This window comes from Brevundimonas abyssalis TAR-001, assembly GCF_000466985.1.
Lineage (GTDB): Bacteria > Pseudomonadota > Alphaproteobacteria > Caulobacterales > Caulobacteraceae > Brevundimonas > Brevundimonas abyssalis.
In genome coordinates this window covers 1-16,941 of record NZ_BATC01000059.1, presented here as the reverse complement: position 1 = coordinate 16,941, position 16,941 = coordinate 1, and the positions used below count along the sequence as shown (strand labels likewise).

The 16,941-nt window shown below is 69.1% G+C and carries 11 protein-coding genes and 3 pseudogenes; 7 read left to right on the top strand and 7 right to left on the bottom strand.

What is annotated here, in order from left to right:
• Together glmS and galU are read left to right on the top strand one after the other, a co-directional pair.
• Positions 1 to 1,239, top strand: a pseudogene (glmS, locus tag MBEBAB_RS12320) (glutamine--fructose-6-phosphate transaminase (isomerizing)); the annotation flags it as partial.
• Positions 1,240 to 1,674: 435 nt separating this feature from the next.
• Entirely contained in the window at positions 1,675 to 2,559 is an 885-nt protein-coding gene (gene galU / locus MBEBAB_RS12315; RefSeq protein WP_045319314.1) for a UTP--glucose-1-phosphate uridylyltransferase GalU, read from the top strand.
• A gap of 10 nt (positions 2,560 to 2,569) precedes the next feature.
• Here the strand turns inward: galU and MBEBAB_RS17725 are convergent, their stop codons facing one another.
• The 3 genes from MBEBAB_RS17725 to MBEBAB_RS12300 form a co-directional block, all read right to left on the bottom strand.
• Positions 2,570 to 2,734 (bottom strand): hypothetical protein, encoded by a 165-nt coding sequence (locus tag MBEBAB_RS17725; protein ID WP_021698326.1) that lies wholly within the window; start codon positions 2,732 to 2,734, stop codon positions 2,570 to 2,572.
• Between the two features lie 88 nt (positions 2,735 to 2,822).
• Positions 2,823 to 3,941, bottom strand: coding sequence for a chorismate synthase (gene aroC, locus MBEBAB_RS12305; protein ID WP_021698325.1), 1,119 nt, complete (start codon positions 3,939 to 3,941; stop codon positions 2,823 to 2,825).
• Between the two features lie 12 nt (positions 3,942 to 3,953).
• Positions 3,954 to 4,676 (bottom strand): DnaJ C-terminal domain-containing protein, encoded by a 723-nt coding sequence (locus MBEBAB_RS12300; RefSeq protein ID WP_021698324.1) that lies wholly within the window; start codon positions 4,674 to 4,676, stop codon positions 3,954 to 3,956.
• An 89-nt stretch (positions 4,677 to 4,765) separates the two neighbouring features.
• On the opposite strand from MBEBAB_RS12300, the gene pdxH reads away from it, so the two are divergent.
• Positions 4,766 to 5,428 carry a pyridoxamine 5'-phosphate oxidase gene (gene pdxH / locus MBEBAB_RS12295; RefSeq protein WP_021698323.1) on the top strand — a complete coding sequence of 221 codons (663 nt, stop codon included), beginning with the start codon at positions 4,766 to 4,768 and terminating at the stop codon, positions 5,426 to 5,428.
• Here pdxH and MBEBAB_RS12290 read toward each other — a convergent pair.
• A complete protein-coding gene (locus MBEBAB_RS12290; RefSeq protein ID WP_021698322.1) occupies positions 5,419 to 6,057 on the bottom strand; it encodes a TetR/AcrR family transcriptional regulator in 639 nt (212 codons plus the stop codon). The genes pdxH and MBEBAB_RS12290 overlap by 10 nt on opposite strands.
• A 100-nt stretch (positions 6,058 to 6,157) precedes the next feature.
• Entirely contained in the window at positions 6,158 to 6,805 is a 648-nt protein-coding gene (gene udk / locus MBEBAB_RS12285; RefSeq protein ID WP_021698321.1) for a uridine kinase, read from the bottom strand.
• A gap of 165 nt (positions 6,806 to 6,970) precedes the next feature.
• On the opposite strand from udk, the gene MBEBAB_RS12280 reads away from it, so the two are divergent.
• Positions 6,971 to 8,596 (top strand): long-chain-fatty-acid--CoA ligase, encoded by a 1,626-nt coding sequence (locus MBEBAB_RS12280; RefSeq protein WP_021698320.1) that lies wholly within the window; start codon positions 6,971 to 6,973, stop codon positions 8,594 to 8,596.
• A gap of 478 nt (positions 8,597 to 9,074) precedes the next feature.
• A complete protein-coding gene (locus tag MBEBAB_RS12275) occupies positions 9,075 to 9,776 on the top strand; it encodes a DUF1499 domain-containing protein (RefSeq protein WP_021698319.1) in 702 nt (233 codons plus the stop codon).
• Here the strand turns inward: MBEBAB_RS12275 and MBEBAB_RS12270 are convergent.
• Both MBEBAB_RS12270 and MBEBAB_RS12265 read right to left on the bottom strand, forming a co-directional pair.
• Positions 9,777 to 12,144 (bottom strand): annotated as a pseudogene (locus MBEBAB_RS12270) (glycosyl hydrolase 115 family protein). It lies immediately after the preceding gene.
• A 550-nt stretch (positions 12,145 to 12,694) separates the two neighbouring features.
• The gene (locus tag MBEBAB_RS12265) at positions 12,695 to 15,115 is read right to left on the bottom strand and encodes a glycoside hydrolase family 3 N-terminal domain-containing protein (RefSeq protein ID WP_021698317.1); all 2,421 of its coding nucleotides are present in this window, start codon (positions 15,113 to 15,115) and stop codon (positions 12,695 to 12,697) included.
• Between the two features lie 203 nt (positions 15,116 to 15,318).
• Here MBEBAB_RS12265 and MBEBAB_RS12260 point away from each other — a divergent pair, with 203 nt between their 5' ends.
• Both MBEBAB_RS12260 and MBEBAB_RS12255 read left to right on the top strand, forming a co-directional pair.
• A complete protein-coding gene (locus MBEBAB_RS12260; RefSeq protein ID WP_021698316.1) occupies positions 15,319 to 16,083 on the top strand; it encodes a FadR/GntR family transcriptional regulator in 765 nt (254 codons plus the stop codon).
• Between the two features lie 150 nt (positions 16,084 to 16,233).
• Positions 16,234 to 16,941 (top strand): annotated as a pseudogene (locus tag MBEBAB_RS12255) (dihydroxy-acid dehydratase domain-containing protein); the annotation flags it as partial.

Sequence of the window (16,941 nt, the reverse complement as noted above, 5' to 3'; positions counted from 1 at the left end):
CCTCGCGGTCGGCCCCTTCACCCAGCAGATCAGCTATCTCGAAGAAGGCGACTATGTCGCCCTGACCCGCGGCGGCGCCGACATCCGGGATGAACAGGGCAGGAAGGCGAACCGCCCGGTGGTCACCGTCTCCGCCTCGGCCGCCATGGTGGAGAAGGGCGAATACCGCCACTTCATGGAGAAAGAGATCCACGAGCAGCCCGACAGCGTCCAGCACACCCTGTCGGCCTATCTGGATCTGGTGGCGCAGAAGGTGAAACCCCAGGACGCCATCGACCTGACCAAGGTCAGCCGCATCCAGATCGTGGCCTGCGGCACCGCCTTCTACGCCGGGGAGATCGCCCGCTACGCTTTCGAGCGGTTGGCCGGCGTGCCCTGCGACGTGGAGATCGCGTCCGAGTTCCGTTACCGTAGCCCGGCCCTGACGCCCGGAACCCTGGTGGTTGCGGTCAGCCAATCAGGCGAGACCGCCGACACCCTGGCCAGCCTGACCTGGTGCAAGGCGCAGGGCTTCGACACCGCGGCGGTGGTCAATGTCCACACCTCGTCCATGGCGCGCGAAGCCCGGGCCATGTGGCCCACCTGGGCCGGGCCAGAGATCGGCGTGGCCTCCACCAAGGCCTTCACCGCCCAGGTGGCGGCGCTGCTGTCGCTGGCGCTGGCGGCGGGCGTGGCGCGCGGCCGCGTGGCGCCGGACGAGGAGGCGCGCCTGGTCAAGGCCCTGTTCGAGGCGCCGCGCCTGATCGCCGAGACCCTGCAGGCCGATGACGACATCAGGGCCGTCGCCCAGGATGTGGCCAAGGCGTCGGACGTGCTGTTCCTGGGGCGGGGAGCCATGTTCCCCCTGGCCATGGAGGGGGCGCTGAAGCTGAAGGAGATCAGCTATATCCACGCCGAGGCTACGCCGCCGGGGAGCTGAAGCACGGCCCTATCGCCCTGGTGGACGAGGCGACCCCCATCATCGCCTTGGCCCCCATGGACGAGGTGTTCGAAAAGACCGCCTCGAACCTTCAGGAAGTGGCCGCGCGCGGCGGCCCGGTGGTGATGATCACGGCGCGGGGTGCGCCCTCGCCCCACGGCGCAACGGTGCGTCGAATCGAGATCCCTCCCTGCGACCCCTTCATCGCGCCCCTGATCTATGCGGTGCCGGTGCAGCTGCTGGCCTATTACACGGCCGTGCAGAAGGGCACCGACGTGGACCAGCCGCGCAATCTGGCCAAGTCCGTCACGGTCGAATAACCGGCTTTCAGCCTTCCGGCGGGGGGCTTGCCGCCGGACTGGGCGCCGGCCCGCCTTCGGGAAGCACCGGCGGGGTATCCGGGATGGCAGCCGCTTCCTGGCCCACGGCCGGCGGCACCTCGGCCTCCTCGGGCGGCATGATCAGATCCTCCGGAACTTCGAGGGTCTCGGCCGTGGTCGGCGGCAGGCGGGGCCTTCAGACTCCTGGTCGCTGCAAGAGACGAGCGCCAGCGCGGACAGCGACAGGGTGAGGACGGCGAATGGTCGGATCATGTCAGGCCTTTCGGGTGCGGACGGTCGGGCGACCACGACATCACATCGCGGAACTGTCCGCCAGCCCGGCGGTTCCGACCTCCATCGCGGCGCCGACGTTTGCAGCGCCGCCCGAAGCGCCTATCAACGGCCTCGCCGAACCTGATCCAGACTGGAGCCCCCATGACCGACGCCAAGTCCCCTCGACGTGTTCGCAAGGCTGTCCTGCCCGTCGCGGGTCTGGGCACCCGGGTTCTGCCCGGCACCAAGACCACGCCCAAGGAACTGCTGAACGTCGTGGACCGGCCGATCCTCAGCTACATCGTGGAAGAAGCGCGCGAGGCCGGCATTGAGCACATCGTCTTCGTCACCGGCCGGGCGAAACAGGCCATCGAGGACTATTTCGACCACCAGATCGAGCTGGAGGCCCAGCTTGAGGCCAAGGGCAAGACCGACATCCTCGAGATGATGAACGGCGAACTGGCCCGCGCGGGCGAGATGAGCTTCACCCGCCAGATGAAGCCGCTGGGCCTGGGCCACGCGGTATGGTGCGCCCGCGACATCATCGCGGACGAGCCGTTCGCCGTGATCCTGCCCGACGTGATCGTCGATGCGGCGCCGGGCGCCCTGAAGCAGTTGATTCAGGTCTATGAGGAGGTCGGCGGCAACGTCATCGGCGTCGAGGCGGTGCCCGAGGACATGACCCACAAGTACGGCATCGTCGATCCGCTGGAGCGGACCGGCAACCGCATCGGCATGAAGGGCATGGTGGAGAAGCCGGCCAAGGGGACCGCGCCGTCTAACCTGTCCATCTCGGGCCGCTATATCCTGCAGCCCGAGATCTTTCATCTGCTGGAAACCCAGGAGCGAGGCGCGGGCGGCGAGATCCAGCTGACCGACGCCATGGCCCGCTTGATGCAGGACCAGGCCTTCACCGCCGTCGAATATGAAGGCGTGACCCACGACTGCGGCGACAAGATCGGCCTGCTGCGCGCAAATGTGGCGCTTGCGCTAAAGCGCGAGGATCTGGGCGCGGCCGCGCGCGAAGCGATCTCGGCCCTGCTCTAGTCGCCCGGTTCTAATCGTCGGTGCGGTAGCGGCGGCAGTCCTCGTTGGAGCCGCGACGCACGCGGCGCTCGCAGGCGCGGCGTTCGGCCCGCAGGGTCTCGGCGTCCGAGGTCGTGACCGCGTCGACGCCCGCGCCGATCACCGCGCCGGTGGCCTTCACGCCCGTGCCGACCACGCGCCGGTGACCCCGACGGCCGTTCCTACAAGGCACCCCTGAAGCATCAGGGCGGCAGCGACCATGGCGGCGGCGGACAGTATGCGCGTCATATTTGAGTCTCGCTGAAAGAGGGGAAGGCCCATCCTGTCTGCCCCCGCTGACGCAGCATGGCGTCGGCCAGAACGCAGGCGGTCATGGCCTCCACCACGGGAACGCCGCGCAAGCCGACGCAGGGATCATGACGGCCCTTGGTGCGCAGGTCCGTTTCGGTTCCGTCCCGGGTGATCGTGCGCCGGAGCGTGAGGATCGATGAGGTGGGCTTGAAGGCGACCCGCGCCGTCACCGGCTGACCGGTCGAGATCCCGCCCAGAACCCCGCCCGCCTTGTTGGACAGGAACACCGGCGCGCCGTCGTCGCCCAGCCGCATCTCGTCGGCGTTCTGTTCGCCGGTCAGGGCGGCGGACTCGAAACCGGCCCCGATCTCCACGCCCTTGGCCGCATTGATGGACATCAGGGCACTCGCCAGTTCGCCGTCCAGCTTGCCGTAAAGCGGCGCCCCCCATCCGGCGGGAACGCCGACAGCCTCGACCGCCACCACCGCGCCGATGGAGGATCCGGCCTTGCGGATATCATCCAGATAGGCTGCCCAGGCCGGAACCACCTCGGCGTTCGCGGCGAACAGGGCGTTGTGCTCAACCGCGCCGAAGTCGATCCGGTCGTCCTCGATGCGGTGCGGCCCGATCTGGACGATACCCGCGCGGATGGCGACGTCCTGGCCCAACACCTTGCGCGCCACCGCGCCCGCCGCCACGCGGCAGGCGGTTTCGCGCGCCGAAGATCGCCCGCCGCCGCGATGGTCCCGCACCCCGTACTTGGCCTGATAGGTGTAGTCGGCGTGGCCCGGCCGGAAGGCGCGGGCGATCTCGCCATAATCCTTCGACCGCTGGTCCGTGTTCTCGATCAGGATGGCGATGGGCGCGCCCGTCGTGACCGGTCCCTCGCCGTCGTCGAAGGTCCCCGACACGATGCGGCATTCGTCCGCCTCGCGCCGCTGGGTGACGAAGCGCGAGCCGCCGGGCTTGCGCCGGTCCAGCCACGGCTGGATGTCCGCCTCGGTCAGGGGGATGCCCGGCGGGCAGCCGTCGATGACGCAGCCGATGGACGGGCCATGGCTCTCACCCCAGGTGGTGACGCGGAACAGATGGCCGAAGGTGTTGTGGGACATGGCTTACAGCCTCTAGGCCGCGAGGCGCTCGGACGTCCATACCGAACTGAACCGGGCCAGCAGATGCTCGGCAGCCGAGGGGGCGCCGGCCATGGCCTCCAGGGTCACGAACAGGCGTCCGGACGGACGGACGCCCCGCGCCGGGAGGCCCAGGCCTTTCAGGCACAGGCGCACGGGCCCGGCCATGCCGCCGACCACCCAGGCCTGGCGCGGTCCGGCGTGCGTTTCGATCTCGGCCCGCCCCCCGTCGACCAGCAGGCGGGGATCCACCGGGCAGGTCATGAACAGGTCGTCGCCCAGGACTTTCAGGCCGTCGGCGGCGCGAATGAGCACGGGCAGGTAAAGGTCGCTTCCGTCCGACGCCGCACGTCTCAGGCGCACATGCTCGCCGGTGCGCAGTCCCGCCGGGACCATGATGCGCAGGGCGCCGCGTCCCGGCAGGGCGACGGTGGCGCAGGCGCCGTGGATCGCTTCCAGAGGGCTCAGAACCACCACCGGCAACGGCATGGGGCGCGCCTTGGGCGCATCCAGCGCCGGGCCGAGGCCGCCGCGCTTCTGGATCAGGCGATAGGCCTCGATGACGCGGCGAAAGCGGTCGGCGTCGCCGCCCGGCTGATCCGGGCGGGCGGCCTTCACCGCAGCGCGGAACAGCTCCGCCAGGCGGCGCGGCTCCACGGGGCCGTGCAGGCCCAGAAGGCCGTAGGCGTCGCGCAGGGTCAGGGTCTGGGCGGTCATGACCCCGATTGGCGGATAATATGGTCAAGGCGGAGTTAACCGTGACGCTCCCTCTCCCCCAAAGGGTGTCGAGAGGGTAAGAACGGGCCATGAGCGATCATCCGATTCCGCCGACCCCCACCGCCGAAGACTACGCCGCCCAGCTGGCCGCCAACGCCGACGAGGCGCAGTTCGAGCGCGACGCCCCTGTGCCGCTGTTTCTGGAATGGATGGCGGACGCGCGGCGCTCCGAGCCCAACGACTCCAACGCCATGGCCTTGGCCACGGTGGACAGCGACGGCCTGCCCGATTGCCGCATGGTTCTGTTGAAGGGCGTGGATGAGCGGGGCTTCGCCTTCTATTCCAACCGCGGCAGCGCCAAGGGCGGCCAGCTGAGCGACCAGCCGAAGGCGGCCCTGCTGTTTCACTGGAAGTCCCTGCGCCGCCAGGTGCGGGTGCGCGGCGCCATTGAGCCGGTCAGCGAAGCCGAGGCCGACGCCTATTTCGCCAGTCGGGCGCGCGAGAGCCGCATCGGCGCCTGGGCCTCGACCCAGTCCCGCCCGCTGGACAGCCGGGAAACGCTAGAGGCCGCCGTGCGTGCGGCTGAGGCGCGGTTCGAGGGCGCGGAACCGCCGCGACCCGAATACTGGACCGGCTGGCGCGTGATCCCCCGGCAGATCGAGTTCTGGCGCGACCGGCCCTTCCGTCTGCATGACCGTCTGCGGTTCGACCGGGAAGGCGAGAATTGGCGCCGGACCCGGCTCTACCCCTGACCGGTCCCGTAGCGGGCCAGGAAGGTGTCTACGGCCTGGCCGACGATGCAGCGGACGTCCCGGCGACTCCGCACCGCCTCGCCCGTCACCATGGGCACGAAGAAGACCGGATGCTCGATCATGCCCATCAGCTGGCCAGCCGCCCATGAGGGGCGCTCGACCTTCAGTGCGCCGGCCTCCACATGCTCACCGATCACCTGCATCAGAACCCCGCCGATTTCGGCGCGGCCCCGCTCGAAGAAGCGGTCGGCCGTCGGCTCGAACCGCCTGCGTTCGGCCATGACCAGCCGGAACACCGCGCGGACGAGCGGATCACCCAGGAAGGCGGCGTAGGTTTCCCCGAAGGCGACCAGTTGTTCGTGCACCGCGCCGGCGCGCACCTGGACTCCCTGGATCTGGCGGGCGAAGTCATCCGAGGCGTCGTCGATGACCCGGATGAACAGATCGGTCTTTGACGGGAAGAAGGCGTAGAGGGTGGCCGTGGACACCGAGGCGTCCCGCGCGATGGCCTCCATGCGGGCGGCGGAGTAGCCCTCAGCCATGAAGTGGCGCCGGGCGACTTTCAGCAGATCCTTTCGCTTATGACGGAGGCTTTCGGCATCATCGCCCCCGTGGGCGTTCTCTGTCATGAAAAGCGGGCGACTCCTGCCCCTCAGGTTGCGGAACTTAACCATAAAGATGGTCCGCGACACGGACTGGCAAGGCAAGAGACAGAAACGTCGGTTTCCGTCAGGTCCTGCGGAAGGCTTTCAGGATGGGGTGGGCCAGCACCGGCGCGGCGAGACGATCCACGGCCTGGACGTCCTCCAGCACCACCGCCGCAGTCTGGTCCGCCACCACGAAATCAGCCAGGGCGCGGCCCGGTTCGGTGAAGCGTTCATGGCCCGGGCGAACGGTCTTCAGATACTGGTCGATCACCGAGCGGGCCGTGCGGCCGCGCTCGGCCTGGTCCCGCAGCAGGCGACGGATGAAGCGGATGTCGGCGGGCGTGTCGACGAAGACCTTGAGATCGAACAGCTCGGCCACAGCGGGTGTCGCCAGCAGGTGGATGCCCTCCACGATCACCACCGGCACGGCGGGCACCGGGGTCCCGCCCGGCTCGCGGCCATGGTGGATCAGGGAGTAGATGGGCGCCTGCACCGCCTGCCCGGCCTTGAGCGCCGACAGGTGCGCGGCCAGCAGGGCGTGATCCCGCGCCGCCACGTGGTCGAAATCGAAGCTGGCCGGATCGAAGTCCGGCAGGGCCGCGGCGTCCACATAGTACCAGTCCTCCAGCACCACGACCGCCTGATCCGACCCCAGGGCGCGGGCCAGGGCCTGGGCCAGGGTGCTCTTGCCCGAGCCGGACCCTCCGGTGATGGCGATGAGAAGGCTCAAGAGATGCGCTCCGCGATGGACGAGGGCCGTCCTTTAGGGCTTTCTGTGCGCGCTGGCCAAGGCCGGGCGCCTTGCCTGCCCTAGCGTCACGTTGCTTAACACCGATCACCAAAGTAGCTTCGATTTGAAAGCGCCGCTCTCAACAAGGCGCACATGGAGGGATGCATGCTGGGACGAATGCAGGACTGGCCGCTGACGGTTGACCGGATCATTGATCGCGCCAGCATCTGGCACGGGCATCGTGAGATCGTGACCCGCACGGTGGAAGGCCCCATCGTGCGCACCACCTATGCGGACGTGCACCGCCGGGCCAAGCGGGTGTCGAACGCCCTGGCCGGCTGGGGCGTCAAGCTCGGCGACCGGGTCGCCACCCTGGGCTGGAACACGGCGCGCCACATGGAGGCCTGGTACGGCATCATGGGCATGGGGGCGGTGTGCCACACCCTGAACCCGCGCCTGCACCCGTCCCAGATCGCCTTCATCATCAATCACGCCGAGGACAAGGTCATCTTCGTCGACCTGACCTTCGTGCCGATCCTCGACGCCATCATCGCCCACTGCCCGACGGTGGAGCGCGTGGTCATCATGACCGACGAGGTCTCGATGCCCGAGACCAGGCTGCCCAACGCGGAGTGCTACGAGTACGTGCTGTCCGAGCAGTCCGAGGACTTCACCTGGGGCGGCTTCGACGAGCTGACCGCCTGCGGCCTGTGCTACACCTCGGGCACGACGGGCGACCCCAAGGGGGTGCTGTACTCGCACCGGTCGAACTTCCTGCACACCCTGATCACCATGAGCTCGGACATCATGGGCGTGACCGGCTCGGACGTGATCCTGCCGGTGGTGCCCATGTTCCACGCCAACGCCTGGGGCGTCGCCTTCTCGGCGCCCGCTGTGGGGGCCAAGCTGGTCATGCCCGGCGCGCGCATGGACGGCGAGGCCATCTATGAGCTGATCGAGGCCGAGGGCGTGACCTTCTCGGCCGCCGTGCCCACCGTGTGGCAGATGCTGCTGCAGCATGTGGCCGCCAACGACCTGAAATTCTCCACCCTCAAGAACGTGCTGATCGGCGGCTCGGCCCTGCCCGAGGCGCTGGTGCGCGGCTTCCACGACCTGGGCGTGGACGTGCGCCAGGGCTGGGGCATGACCGAGACCTCGCCGGTGGGCACCGTCTCGACCCCGACGCCGGAGATCGCGCACCTGTCCTATGACGAGCAGATGCCGTTCCGCCTGAAGCAGGGCCGGCCCCCCGTGGGCATCGAGCTGAAGCTGGTCAGCGACGAGGGCGAGACGCTGCCCCACGACGGCGAGGCGGTGGGCCGGCTGATGGTGCGTGGCCCCACCGTGGCGTCCAGCTACTTCAAGGACGTGGGCGGCAACATCCTGGACGATGAGGGCTATTTCGACACCGGCGACGTGGCCATCATCGACACCAACGGCTTCATGCAGATCACCGACCGGGCCAAGGATGTGATCAAGTCCGGCGGCGAGTGGATCAGCTCCATCGACATCGAGAACGTGGCCGTGGGGCACCCCAAGGCGTCCCTGGCCGCCGTCATCGGCATCGCCCATCCCAAATGGGACGAACGGCCCCTGCTGCTGGTCAAGCTGAAGGACGGCGAGACCGCCGAGAAGCAGGAGTTCCTGGACTTCCTCGAAGGCAAGATCGCCAAATGGTGGATGCCCGACGACGTGGTCTTCGTGGACGACATCCCGCTGGGCGCCACGGGCAAGATCGACAAGAAGATCCTGCGCGAGGAGTTCAAGGACTACACCCTGCCGACGGTGTGATTCAGCTCTTGTCATCCCGGCCGCACCCCGGACTTGTTCCGGGGGGAGAGCCGGGACGGAGCCACCCACTCTCCGCTCATCCCGGCGAAGGCCGGGGTGAGCGGAGTTTTATTGTCCGCCCGTCCCGGACAGCGCCTGCGGCGCTTCCGGGATGACAAGGCGAGGGCCGGTCCGGGTCAGGTCTCGGATCCGGCTTGGAAAAAAACAGAGTCCGAATTGTCCGAAATCGGGCGCGGGCTGATGCCGTTATCTTTGTTTTATATAGATATTTCCTCCCCCTGATTTCGCGCGATTTCGGACTGTCCGAAATCGGGCCCGAGCGGACCCCGCCTCGACCCGTTGATGATAAGCCCCCCCGGAAGGCGTGGGCGTAAAAAGCCCCTTCCGGAGGGCTGACCCCTTGGAAACAGGGGCAACGGGCTTTCGAAAAGCGGGATTTGGGGGCAGGGTCGCGGCCACAACGGCGAGAGGTTTCGGCATGAGCAGATCAAGACACGGGGGCGTCTGGCTGACGGCGGCCTTCCTGATCGCCCTGGCGGCGCCGCTGCTCTGGTTCGTGGCCGCCTTCGGCACCCGGGTCGGGCTGATCGACTGGCGGCTGGGCTATGAGCAGCTGACCCTGGTCTGGGGCTGGCGGCTGGCCTGGGTCAGCGCGGGCGCGGCCCTGGCCACGGTGCTGCTGGCCATGGGCGATGTGAAACGGCGCGGGCTGTACGCGCTGGCAGCCGTGCTGGCGGCGGGCGTGACCCTGTCTCTGCACATCGCCCACCGCCAGGCCCTGGCCGCCCACCCGCCGGTGCATGAAGCCGCCAGCGACTGGGGCGAACCCCTGAGCTTTTCGGGGGTGATCGGCGCCCAGCGCGACCGGGCCGGGGCCGCGCCGCTGGCCGTCGGCTCCGTCGCCGCCTGCGATCAGGCCCTCTCCGCCCGCACCCAGGTGGCGCCGGAGGTGGGCGAGGCGGCGCTGGAGGCGGCGGGCTTCACCGTGGTGGGCACCTCGCCGTTCCGCATCGAGGGCACGCGCCAAGGCTTCTGGTTCGGTTTCAGCCACGACGCGGTGCTGCGCATCCGCCCGGGCCGCACCGATGTGCGCGTGTCCGGGCGCGAGGGCCGTCCCGACGGCGGCGAGGCCTGCCGTCTGGCGGGGCAGATCAGCGAGCACCTGCGCGCCGCTGAATAGTCAGTCGGCTCGGGCGCTCTCCAGCGGTCCCAGATAGCTGTCCGGCGCGCCGTCGCGGACGAGCATCACCCGCTGGATGACCACGCCCGGATCGATGCGCCACACCTTGATGGTGTGCGGCCCCGCCCGCTCCACCGGGTGGCGGGTCGCGTGGACGGCCACGGCGTTCGCCACGTCGCCCTCCCACGCCGCCGCGGTGTCGGTAGGGTTCATGGTCACCACCTGCACCGGTCCGTCGTTGATGGAGACGCCGAAACGGAGCCCCGCCCCGCCCCGGAAATCCAGCGTCGGCGACAGCACCAGCCGCACCTCGACCTCGCCCGGCTCGAACAGGTGGACATCGTATTCGAGACGCGGCCCCTGCCCCGGTTCCGACGCCGGGGCCGTGGAGGCGTGGTGGTCACGCCCGACAGGGTGCGTCCCAGACCCGGGATGACCCGCCACTCCACACCCTGCCCCTCCAGGGTGCGCGCGTAGTGTTCGGCCTCCATGGTCACATGGCCGTCGGCCTCGATGAAGCGGCCCGGCTCGACCGGCGCGTCGGGATTGAGGATGGGCACGAGGACGGTGATTTCGGTTCCGTCGGCGCCGCGCATCTGTATGAAGCCCTCGGCCTGACCTTCAGGCGCCGCGGACCAGTCGACCGAGACCCGCACGCGCAGGTCGCCCCGGCCCTCGGCCGCCGACAGCCGGATCCACGGCTCACCGGCCTCGAGCGTCCAGGCTGCGGGTTGGTCGCCCCGGTCGAACAGGTCGATCCAGCGGCTCTCGACCCCGTGGCGATGCAGCGACGGCAGGACGGGCCCGCCGCCGGAGCCGGGCCAGGCCCGCGCATCGCCCTCCACCGCCACCCCCAGCGCCGCGCCGGCGACAGGCGTCACCTCGGCCAGATCGGGCAGGACATCCTCGTCCGGTTGCTGCCAGTAGGTGTAGCTGATGTGGGTCTGGGACATCATGTGGTTCCAGCGCCCGTCGGCCACGTCCTGATGATAGATGCGGGTCAGCTCGGCGTCCCGGGCGAACAGATCGCGCACCTGCTGTGCCGCCGCCCCGGCCGCCGCCGCGCGACCCTGGGCGGCGTAGAGCCGGTTGCGCCCGGTCTCCACATGCAGGGCCGTAAGATTGCCGCTGGCGTGGATGGGGAACCAGACCAGCTGGACGAAGGCGTCGTCGTATTCCGGCGGCAGGGCCGCGCGCACGGCGTCGGCGCGGCGGGCCAGATCGGCCCAGTCCGCCGTCACCAGTTCGGCCTCATTGTGATTGAGCAGGCTGAAGGTGTCCGGCCCGATGAGCTCCGGCTTCCGCCGCGAATTGTAGCGGGTGTAGAGGCGCAGCAGGTCGGCGATCTCGTCGGCGTGCTGCTCCCCGAACTGCTGCGCGGCCCAGTCGCGGGTGAAGCCGTTCATGGCCTCCAGCGTCATGGCCTCGGGGTTCCAGGCCTGGGCCAGGAAGGCGCTGATGGGCAGCTCCATGGGCTTGAGGTCGCCAACATTGACGATCCACAGCCGGTCCGCGCCGTATTCCCAGGCCAGGTTCATCTGCTCCCAGGTGCGCTCGACCTGGGTGGTGTTGAGCCATTTGTAGTTCCGGGGGCCGCCCACATAGTCGAAGTGGAAATAGACGCCGTAGCCGCCGGGCCGCTCGGACCCCGGCGCGGGCAGGCGGCGGATGTTGCCCCAGTTGTCGTCGGCGAACAGCAGGGTGACGTCGTCAGGAACCCGCATGCCGTCGTCGTAATAGTCCTGCACCTCCTTGTAGAGAGCCCAGACCTGGGGCGTTTCGGCGGGGTCGCGGCCGGTGACCTCGGCGATGATGTCCCGCTGGTCCGCCACGATGGTCTCCAGCAGGGCGGTGGCGGTGTCCTCGGTCATGGCCTCGTCGCCATCGCCGCGCATGCCGACGGTGACCAGACTCTCGTGCCCGCCCATGCGCGTGACACCCTCGCGCCAGAACCGGCGCAAGGCGTCGGGGTTGGTGGTGTAGTCCCAGGCGCCCACGCCGTAGCGCTCCCACTCCACATGGGCGCGCATCATGGGTTCGTGATGGGAGGTTCCGATCACCACGCCATATTCGTTCGCCATGACGGCGTTCAGGGGATCGTCGTCGGAGAACGCCTTGCCCCACATGGCGGGCCACAGATAGTTGCCCTTCAACCGCAGGGTCAGTTCGAACACCCGGGTGTAGAGTGGTGGTTGAAGCCGCCGAAGGTCTCGTTGACCCAGCCGTAGAGGGCCGGGTTCTCGTCGTTCAGGAAAATGCCGCGATAACGTACGCGGGGCCGGTCGGCGCGGCGGCCGGGCAGGACGTGCAGGTCGCCCTGACGCACCACCGGCACATCGGCCCACCAGGTCCAGGGCGAGACGCCCATGCGCTCTGACAGATCATAGACGCCATAGATGGCGCCGCGCATGTCCGACCCGGCGATGATCAGGGCCCGGTCCACGCCCGGAGCCGGGTTGTCGATCACCTGCTGGACAAAGGCCTCCCACTGGCCGGCCACGTCCGAGACGTCCAGACGGCCTTCGGCGACCAGGGCGTCGATGACGGCGCTGCGGCCCAGGGTTCCGACGATGACCGCCAGCCCTTCGCCGGCGTCATGACCCAGCGGCGAGGGCGAACCGGACACCCGCTCCAGATCGCCGCGCAGGTCGGCGGCGGCGCGCAGCAGGCCCGCGTGGTCGCCGGGATCGGTGTGCACCACGGCGGGACGGCCCGAGGCGATCAGGGCGAAGGCCTCGCCGGACGCGGCGCCGGGGCAGACCGCGCCCGGGTCCTCGCAGGCGGAAGCGGGCAGCGCCGCGCCCAGCCAGAAAAGACAAAGAGCAAGGAAGCCCGTCACGAAACGCGGCATGCACGCCTCCTGTCGCGAAAAGGCGCCGCCCGCCGCTCCCGAAGGAACGACGGGCGGTCGGGGAGGATCAGCGCACCGTCAGGGTGGCTGACTGCAGGTCGACCGAGTTGGGACCGGCGTGGATGGTGAAGGTGCCCGGCTCCACCACCCGCTCCATGTCCAGATTCCACAGCGACAGGGCTTCGGGCGACAGATCCAGGGTCACCGTGCGGGTCTCGCCCGGCTGCAGGGTGACGCGCTCGAACGCCTTGAGCTCCAGCACGGGGCGGGTGATCGAGGCGTGGTCGTCGCGGACATAGATCTGCACCACCTCGTCTCCGGCCACGGGGCCGGTGTTGGTGACGTCCACCTGCACCTGGGCCGCCTCGCCGACGCGGATGGTCGGGTTGGTCAGGCGCGGCGCCGACATCTGGAAGCTGGTGTAGCTGAGGCCGTAGCCGAACGGGAACAGGGGGCTGGTCTCGTCGAACAGATAGCCCCGGCGCGCGGTCGGCTTGTGGTTGTAGAACACCGGCAGCTGGCCCACCGAGCGGGGGATGGTGACCGGCAGCTTGCCGCCCGGATTGACCCGGCCGAACAGGACGTCGGCGACGGCGTTGCCCGTCTCCTGACCCAGGTACCAGCCCTGGATGAGGGCGTCGGCCTGCTCCACCAGTTCGCCGACGGCCAGCGGGCGGCCGTTGAGCAGCAGCACGATGGTGGGCTTGTTCAGGGCGAAGATGGCGCGGGCCAGATCCATCTGCTGGCCCACAAGCTGCAGGTCGGCGCGGTCGCCCAGATGGTTCTCGGCCCAGGCCTCGCGGCTGAGCTGTTCGTTCTCGCCCAGCACCATGACGATGACGTCGGACTGGCGGGCGACCGCGACGGCCTCCTCGATCAGGCGGGCGTTGACGGCCGGATCGACCAGATTGACCTCGTCAGCGGCCCATTCGCGGCTTTCGGTCAGGCGCACGCCCTCGGAATACACCACCTCGAAGCCGCCGCTTTCGGCCTCGGCCTCGAGACCTTCCAGCACGCTGACCACATGGCGCGGGATGTCGCTGTAGCCGCCGATGGGGGTGTCCACCGCATGGGTCCCCAGCACCGCCAGACGGCCGAGGCCGTCCGCGCGCAGCGGCAGGGTCTGGTCGTCGTTCTTGAGCAGGGTGATGGCGCGTCCGGCCACCTGACGGGCCAGGGCGATGGCGTCCGGGGTGGCGGTCAGGGCGTCGGCGGTGTCGGGGTCCGCATAGGGGTTCTCGAACAGGCCCGCCTCGAACTTCATGGTCAGGATGCGGCGCACCGCGTCGTCGATCTGGGCCTCGGAGATGCGGCCCTCGGCGACCAGCTCGGGCAGGTGAACGAAGCCCTCGCCGTCGGGCAGCTCGATGTCGATCCCGGCGTCCATGGCCCGCACGGTGGCGTCCTGGATGTCCGCGAACATCTGGTGGCGGGTGACCATCTCGCGGATGGCGAAATAGTCGGAGACGATCAGGCCGTCATAACCCCACTCCTCGCGCAGCACATCGTGCAGCAGCCAGCGGTTGGCGTGGGACGGCAGGCCGTCGATCTCGTTGTAGGAGGCCATGATCGAGCGCACCGGCAGCTCTCGCACCGCCCGCTCGAACGGCGGGAAGAACACCTCGCGCAGGACCCGCTCGGAGATCTGGGCGGGGCCGACGTTGATGCCGTTCTCGGGCTCGCCGTGGCCGGTCATGTGCTTGAGGGTGACGAAGACCCGGTCCTCGGCCAGGGGCAGGGTGTCGCCCTGATAACCGCGGATGGCGGCCAGGCCGATTTCGGACACCAGGTGCGGGTCCTCGCCGTAGGTCTCCTCGATGCGGCCCCAGCGGGGGTCGCGCGCCACGTCCACCACGGGGGCGAGGGTCAGGTGCACGCCGCGGGCGCGCATCTCGCGCGAGGCCACATTGAACACCTGGGTGATCAGCTCGGGATCCCAGGTGCTGGCCAGGGCGATGGACTGGGGAAAGCTGGTGGCGCCGCGGGCGGTGTAGCCGTGCAGCGACTCCTCATGGAAGATCAGCGGGATGCCGAGACGGGTCTCCTCGAGGGCCCAGCGCTGGGCGGCGTTGATGTACTCCACCGTCTGGCGGCCGTCGCGGTTGACGGCGCCCTCGGTGACGCCCGCCGCGCCGTTGGTGGTGGGATCGACGCCGCGCATGTCGGACGGCCGCGAGATCTGACCGAGGCCATGGGGAAAGGCGGCGGAGGCCCGCTCGGGCGAGAAGTCGCCCTCCGGCGTCTGCACGTCGCCCTTGTTCTCCCACAGGCCCTGCATCTGGCCGACCTTCTCCTCCAGCGTCATGCGCGAGAGCAGGTCCTCGACCCGATCCGCCACCGGACGCGCGGCGTCGCGATAGACGGGCGTCTGTTCCTGCTGAAAAGCGAAGGCCGGCTGCATCGGCGCCAGCGTGATGGCCAGGGCGGCCCCGAAGGCGGTGATCGCCCGTCCTCGCCGGAATCGCTCCGGCCGGTCCCATTTGGTCATGTGCGTCCTCCCTCGCTCCCGCCAGTTCGTCAGCGACCGGCTTGGTAGCGCTATCATCATTTAGAGGGCATCCTGCCGCGCCGGTCAACCAATGGTCTGACGATTGCATGGCGCTTCAGAACGTCGCATAGCCATTTCTCGCACAAGACGCGGGCGTGCGACCACGCCGCCCCAGAATGCCGCACGGAGCAGAACCCTCGCCCATGGCGCCCGAAAAGAAAACCAGAACCGGAGGGGACCGGCGCATCGGCAAGCCCGTGCGCAGCCCGGCCCGCATCCATGGCGTCATCGCCCATGACCTGGGCGTGGCCATCGTCTCGGGGCAGTACAAGCCCGGCGAGATTCTCCAGAACGAGATCGATTTCTCCGAGCGTCTGGAGGTGTCCCGCAGCGCCTATCGCGAGGCCATCCGCATCCTGGCGGCCAAGGGGCTGGTGGAGAGCCGGCCCAAGACCGGCACCCGGGTGAACCCCGAGGCGCGCTGGAACCTGCTTGACCCGGATGTGCTGGCCTGGTCATTCGAGACCGAGCCCAGCCCCGCCCTGGTCAAGGGCCTCTTCGAGCTGCGTCTGATCATCGAGCCCGCCGCCGCCGCCCTGGCCGCCCAGCGCCGCAGCCCCGAACAGGTGACCCGCATGCGCGAGGCCCTGATGGCCATGGAGCGCCACGGCCTGAACACCGAGGAGGGCAAGGGCGCGGACCGGGAGTTCCACGCCACCATCCTGGAGGCCACCGACAATCCGCCCCTGCTCAGCCTGGCCAGCACCATCGGCGCGGGGGTCCGCTGGACCACGGTCTACAAGGAGCGGAAGAAGGAGCTGCCGCGCGATCCCATGCCCGACCACTGGAAGGTGTTCGACGCCATCGCCTCGGGCGGGCCGGAGGCGGCGCGCGCGGCCATGACCGAACTGGTGGAGATGGCCCTGCACGACACGGCCCGCGCCCTGCAGCAGCGCCCGCGCGCCTGATCGGCGTTCTTTTTTGGCTCTTGTCCGACTTTTGAGACACGTCTATTTGTCCGACTAATACGGGCACTGTTCGGAGACCACGGGTCGCCATCTGCCCGGCGTGTTTCCCTTCGCCCCCGGCTCGCCGGCGGCCCTGACCGACAGGCCCGAATGACCAAGCCTCTCCGCTCCCGTCTGTGGTTCGACAACCCTGCGAACCCGGACATGACGGCGCTGTATCTGGAGCGTTATCTGAACTACGGCCTGACGCTGGAGGAGCTGCGCTCGGGCAAGCCGATCATCGGCATCGCCCAGACGGGGTCTGACCTGTCGCCGTGCAACCGCCACCACATCGAGCTGGCCAAGCGGGTGCGCGAGGGGATCCGCGAGGCGGGCGGCATCGCCCTGGAGTTCCCGGTCCATCCCATCCAGGAGACCGGCAAGCGGCCCACCGCCGGGCTGGACCGCAACCTGGCCTATCTGGGGCTGGTGGAGCTTCTGTACGGCTATCCCATCGACGGGGTGGTGCTGACCATCGGCTGCGACAAGACCACCCCCGCCTGCCTGATGGCCGCGGCCACCGTGGACATCCCCGCCATCGCCCTGTCGGTGGGGCCCATGCTGAACGGCTGGAACAAGGGTGAGCGGGTGGGCTCGGGCTCGATCATCTGGAGCGCCCGCGAGATGATGGCCCGGGGCGAGCTGGACTATGAGGCTTCATCGCGCTGGTGGCCACCTCGGCCCCGTCGGTGGGCTACTGCAACACCATGGGCACGGCCTCGACCATGAACAGCCTGGCCGAGGCGCTGGGCATGAGCCTGCCGGGCTCCGCCGCCATTCCCGCGCCCTACCGCGAGCGCGGACAGATGTCCTACCGCA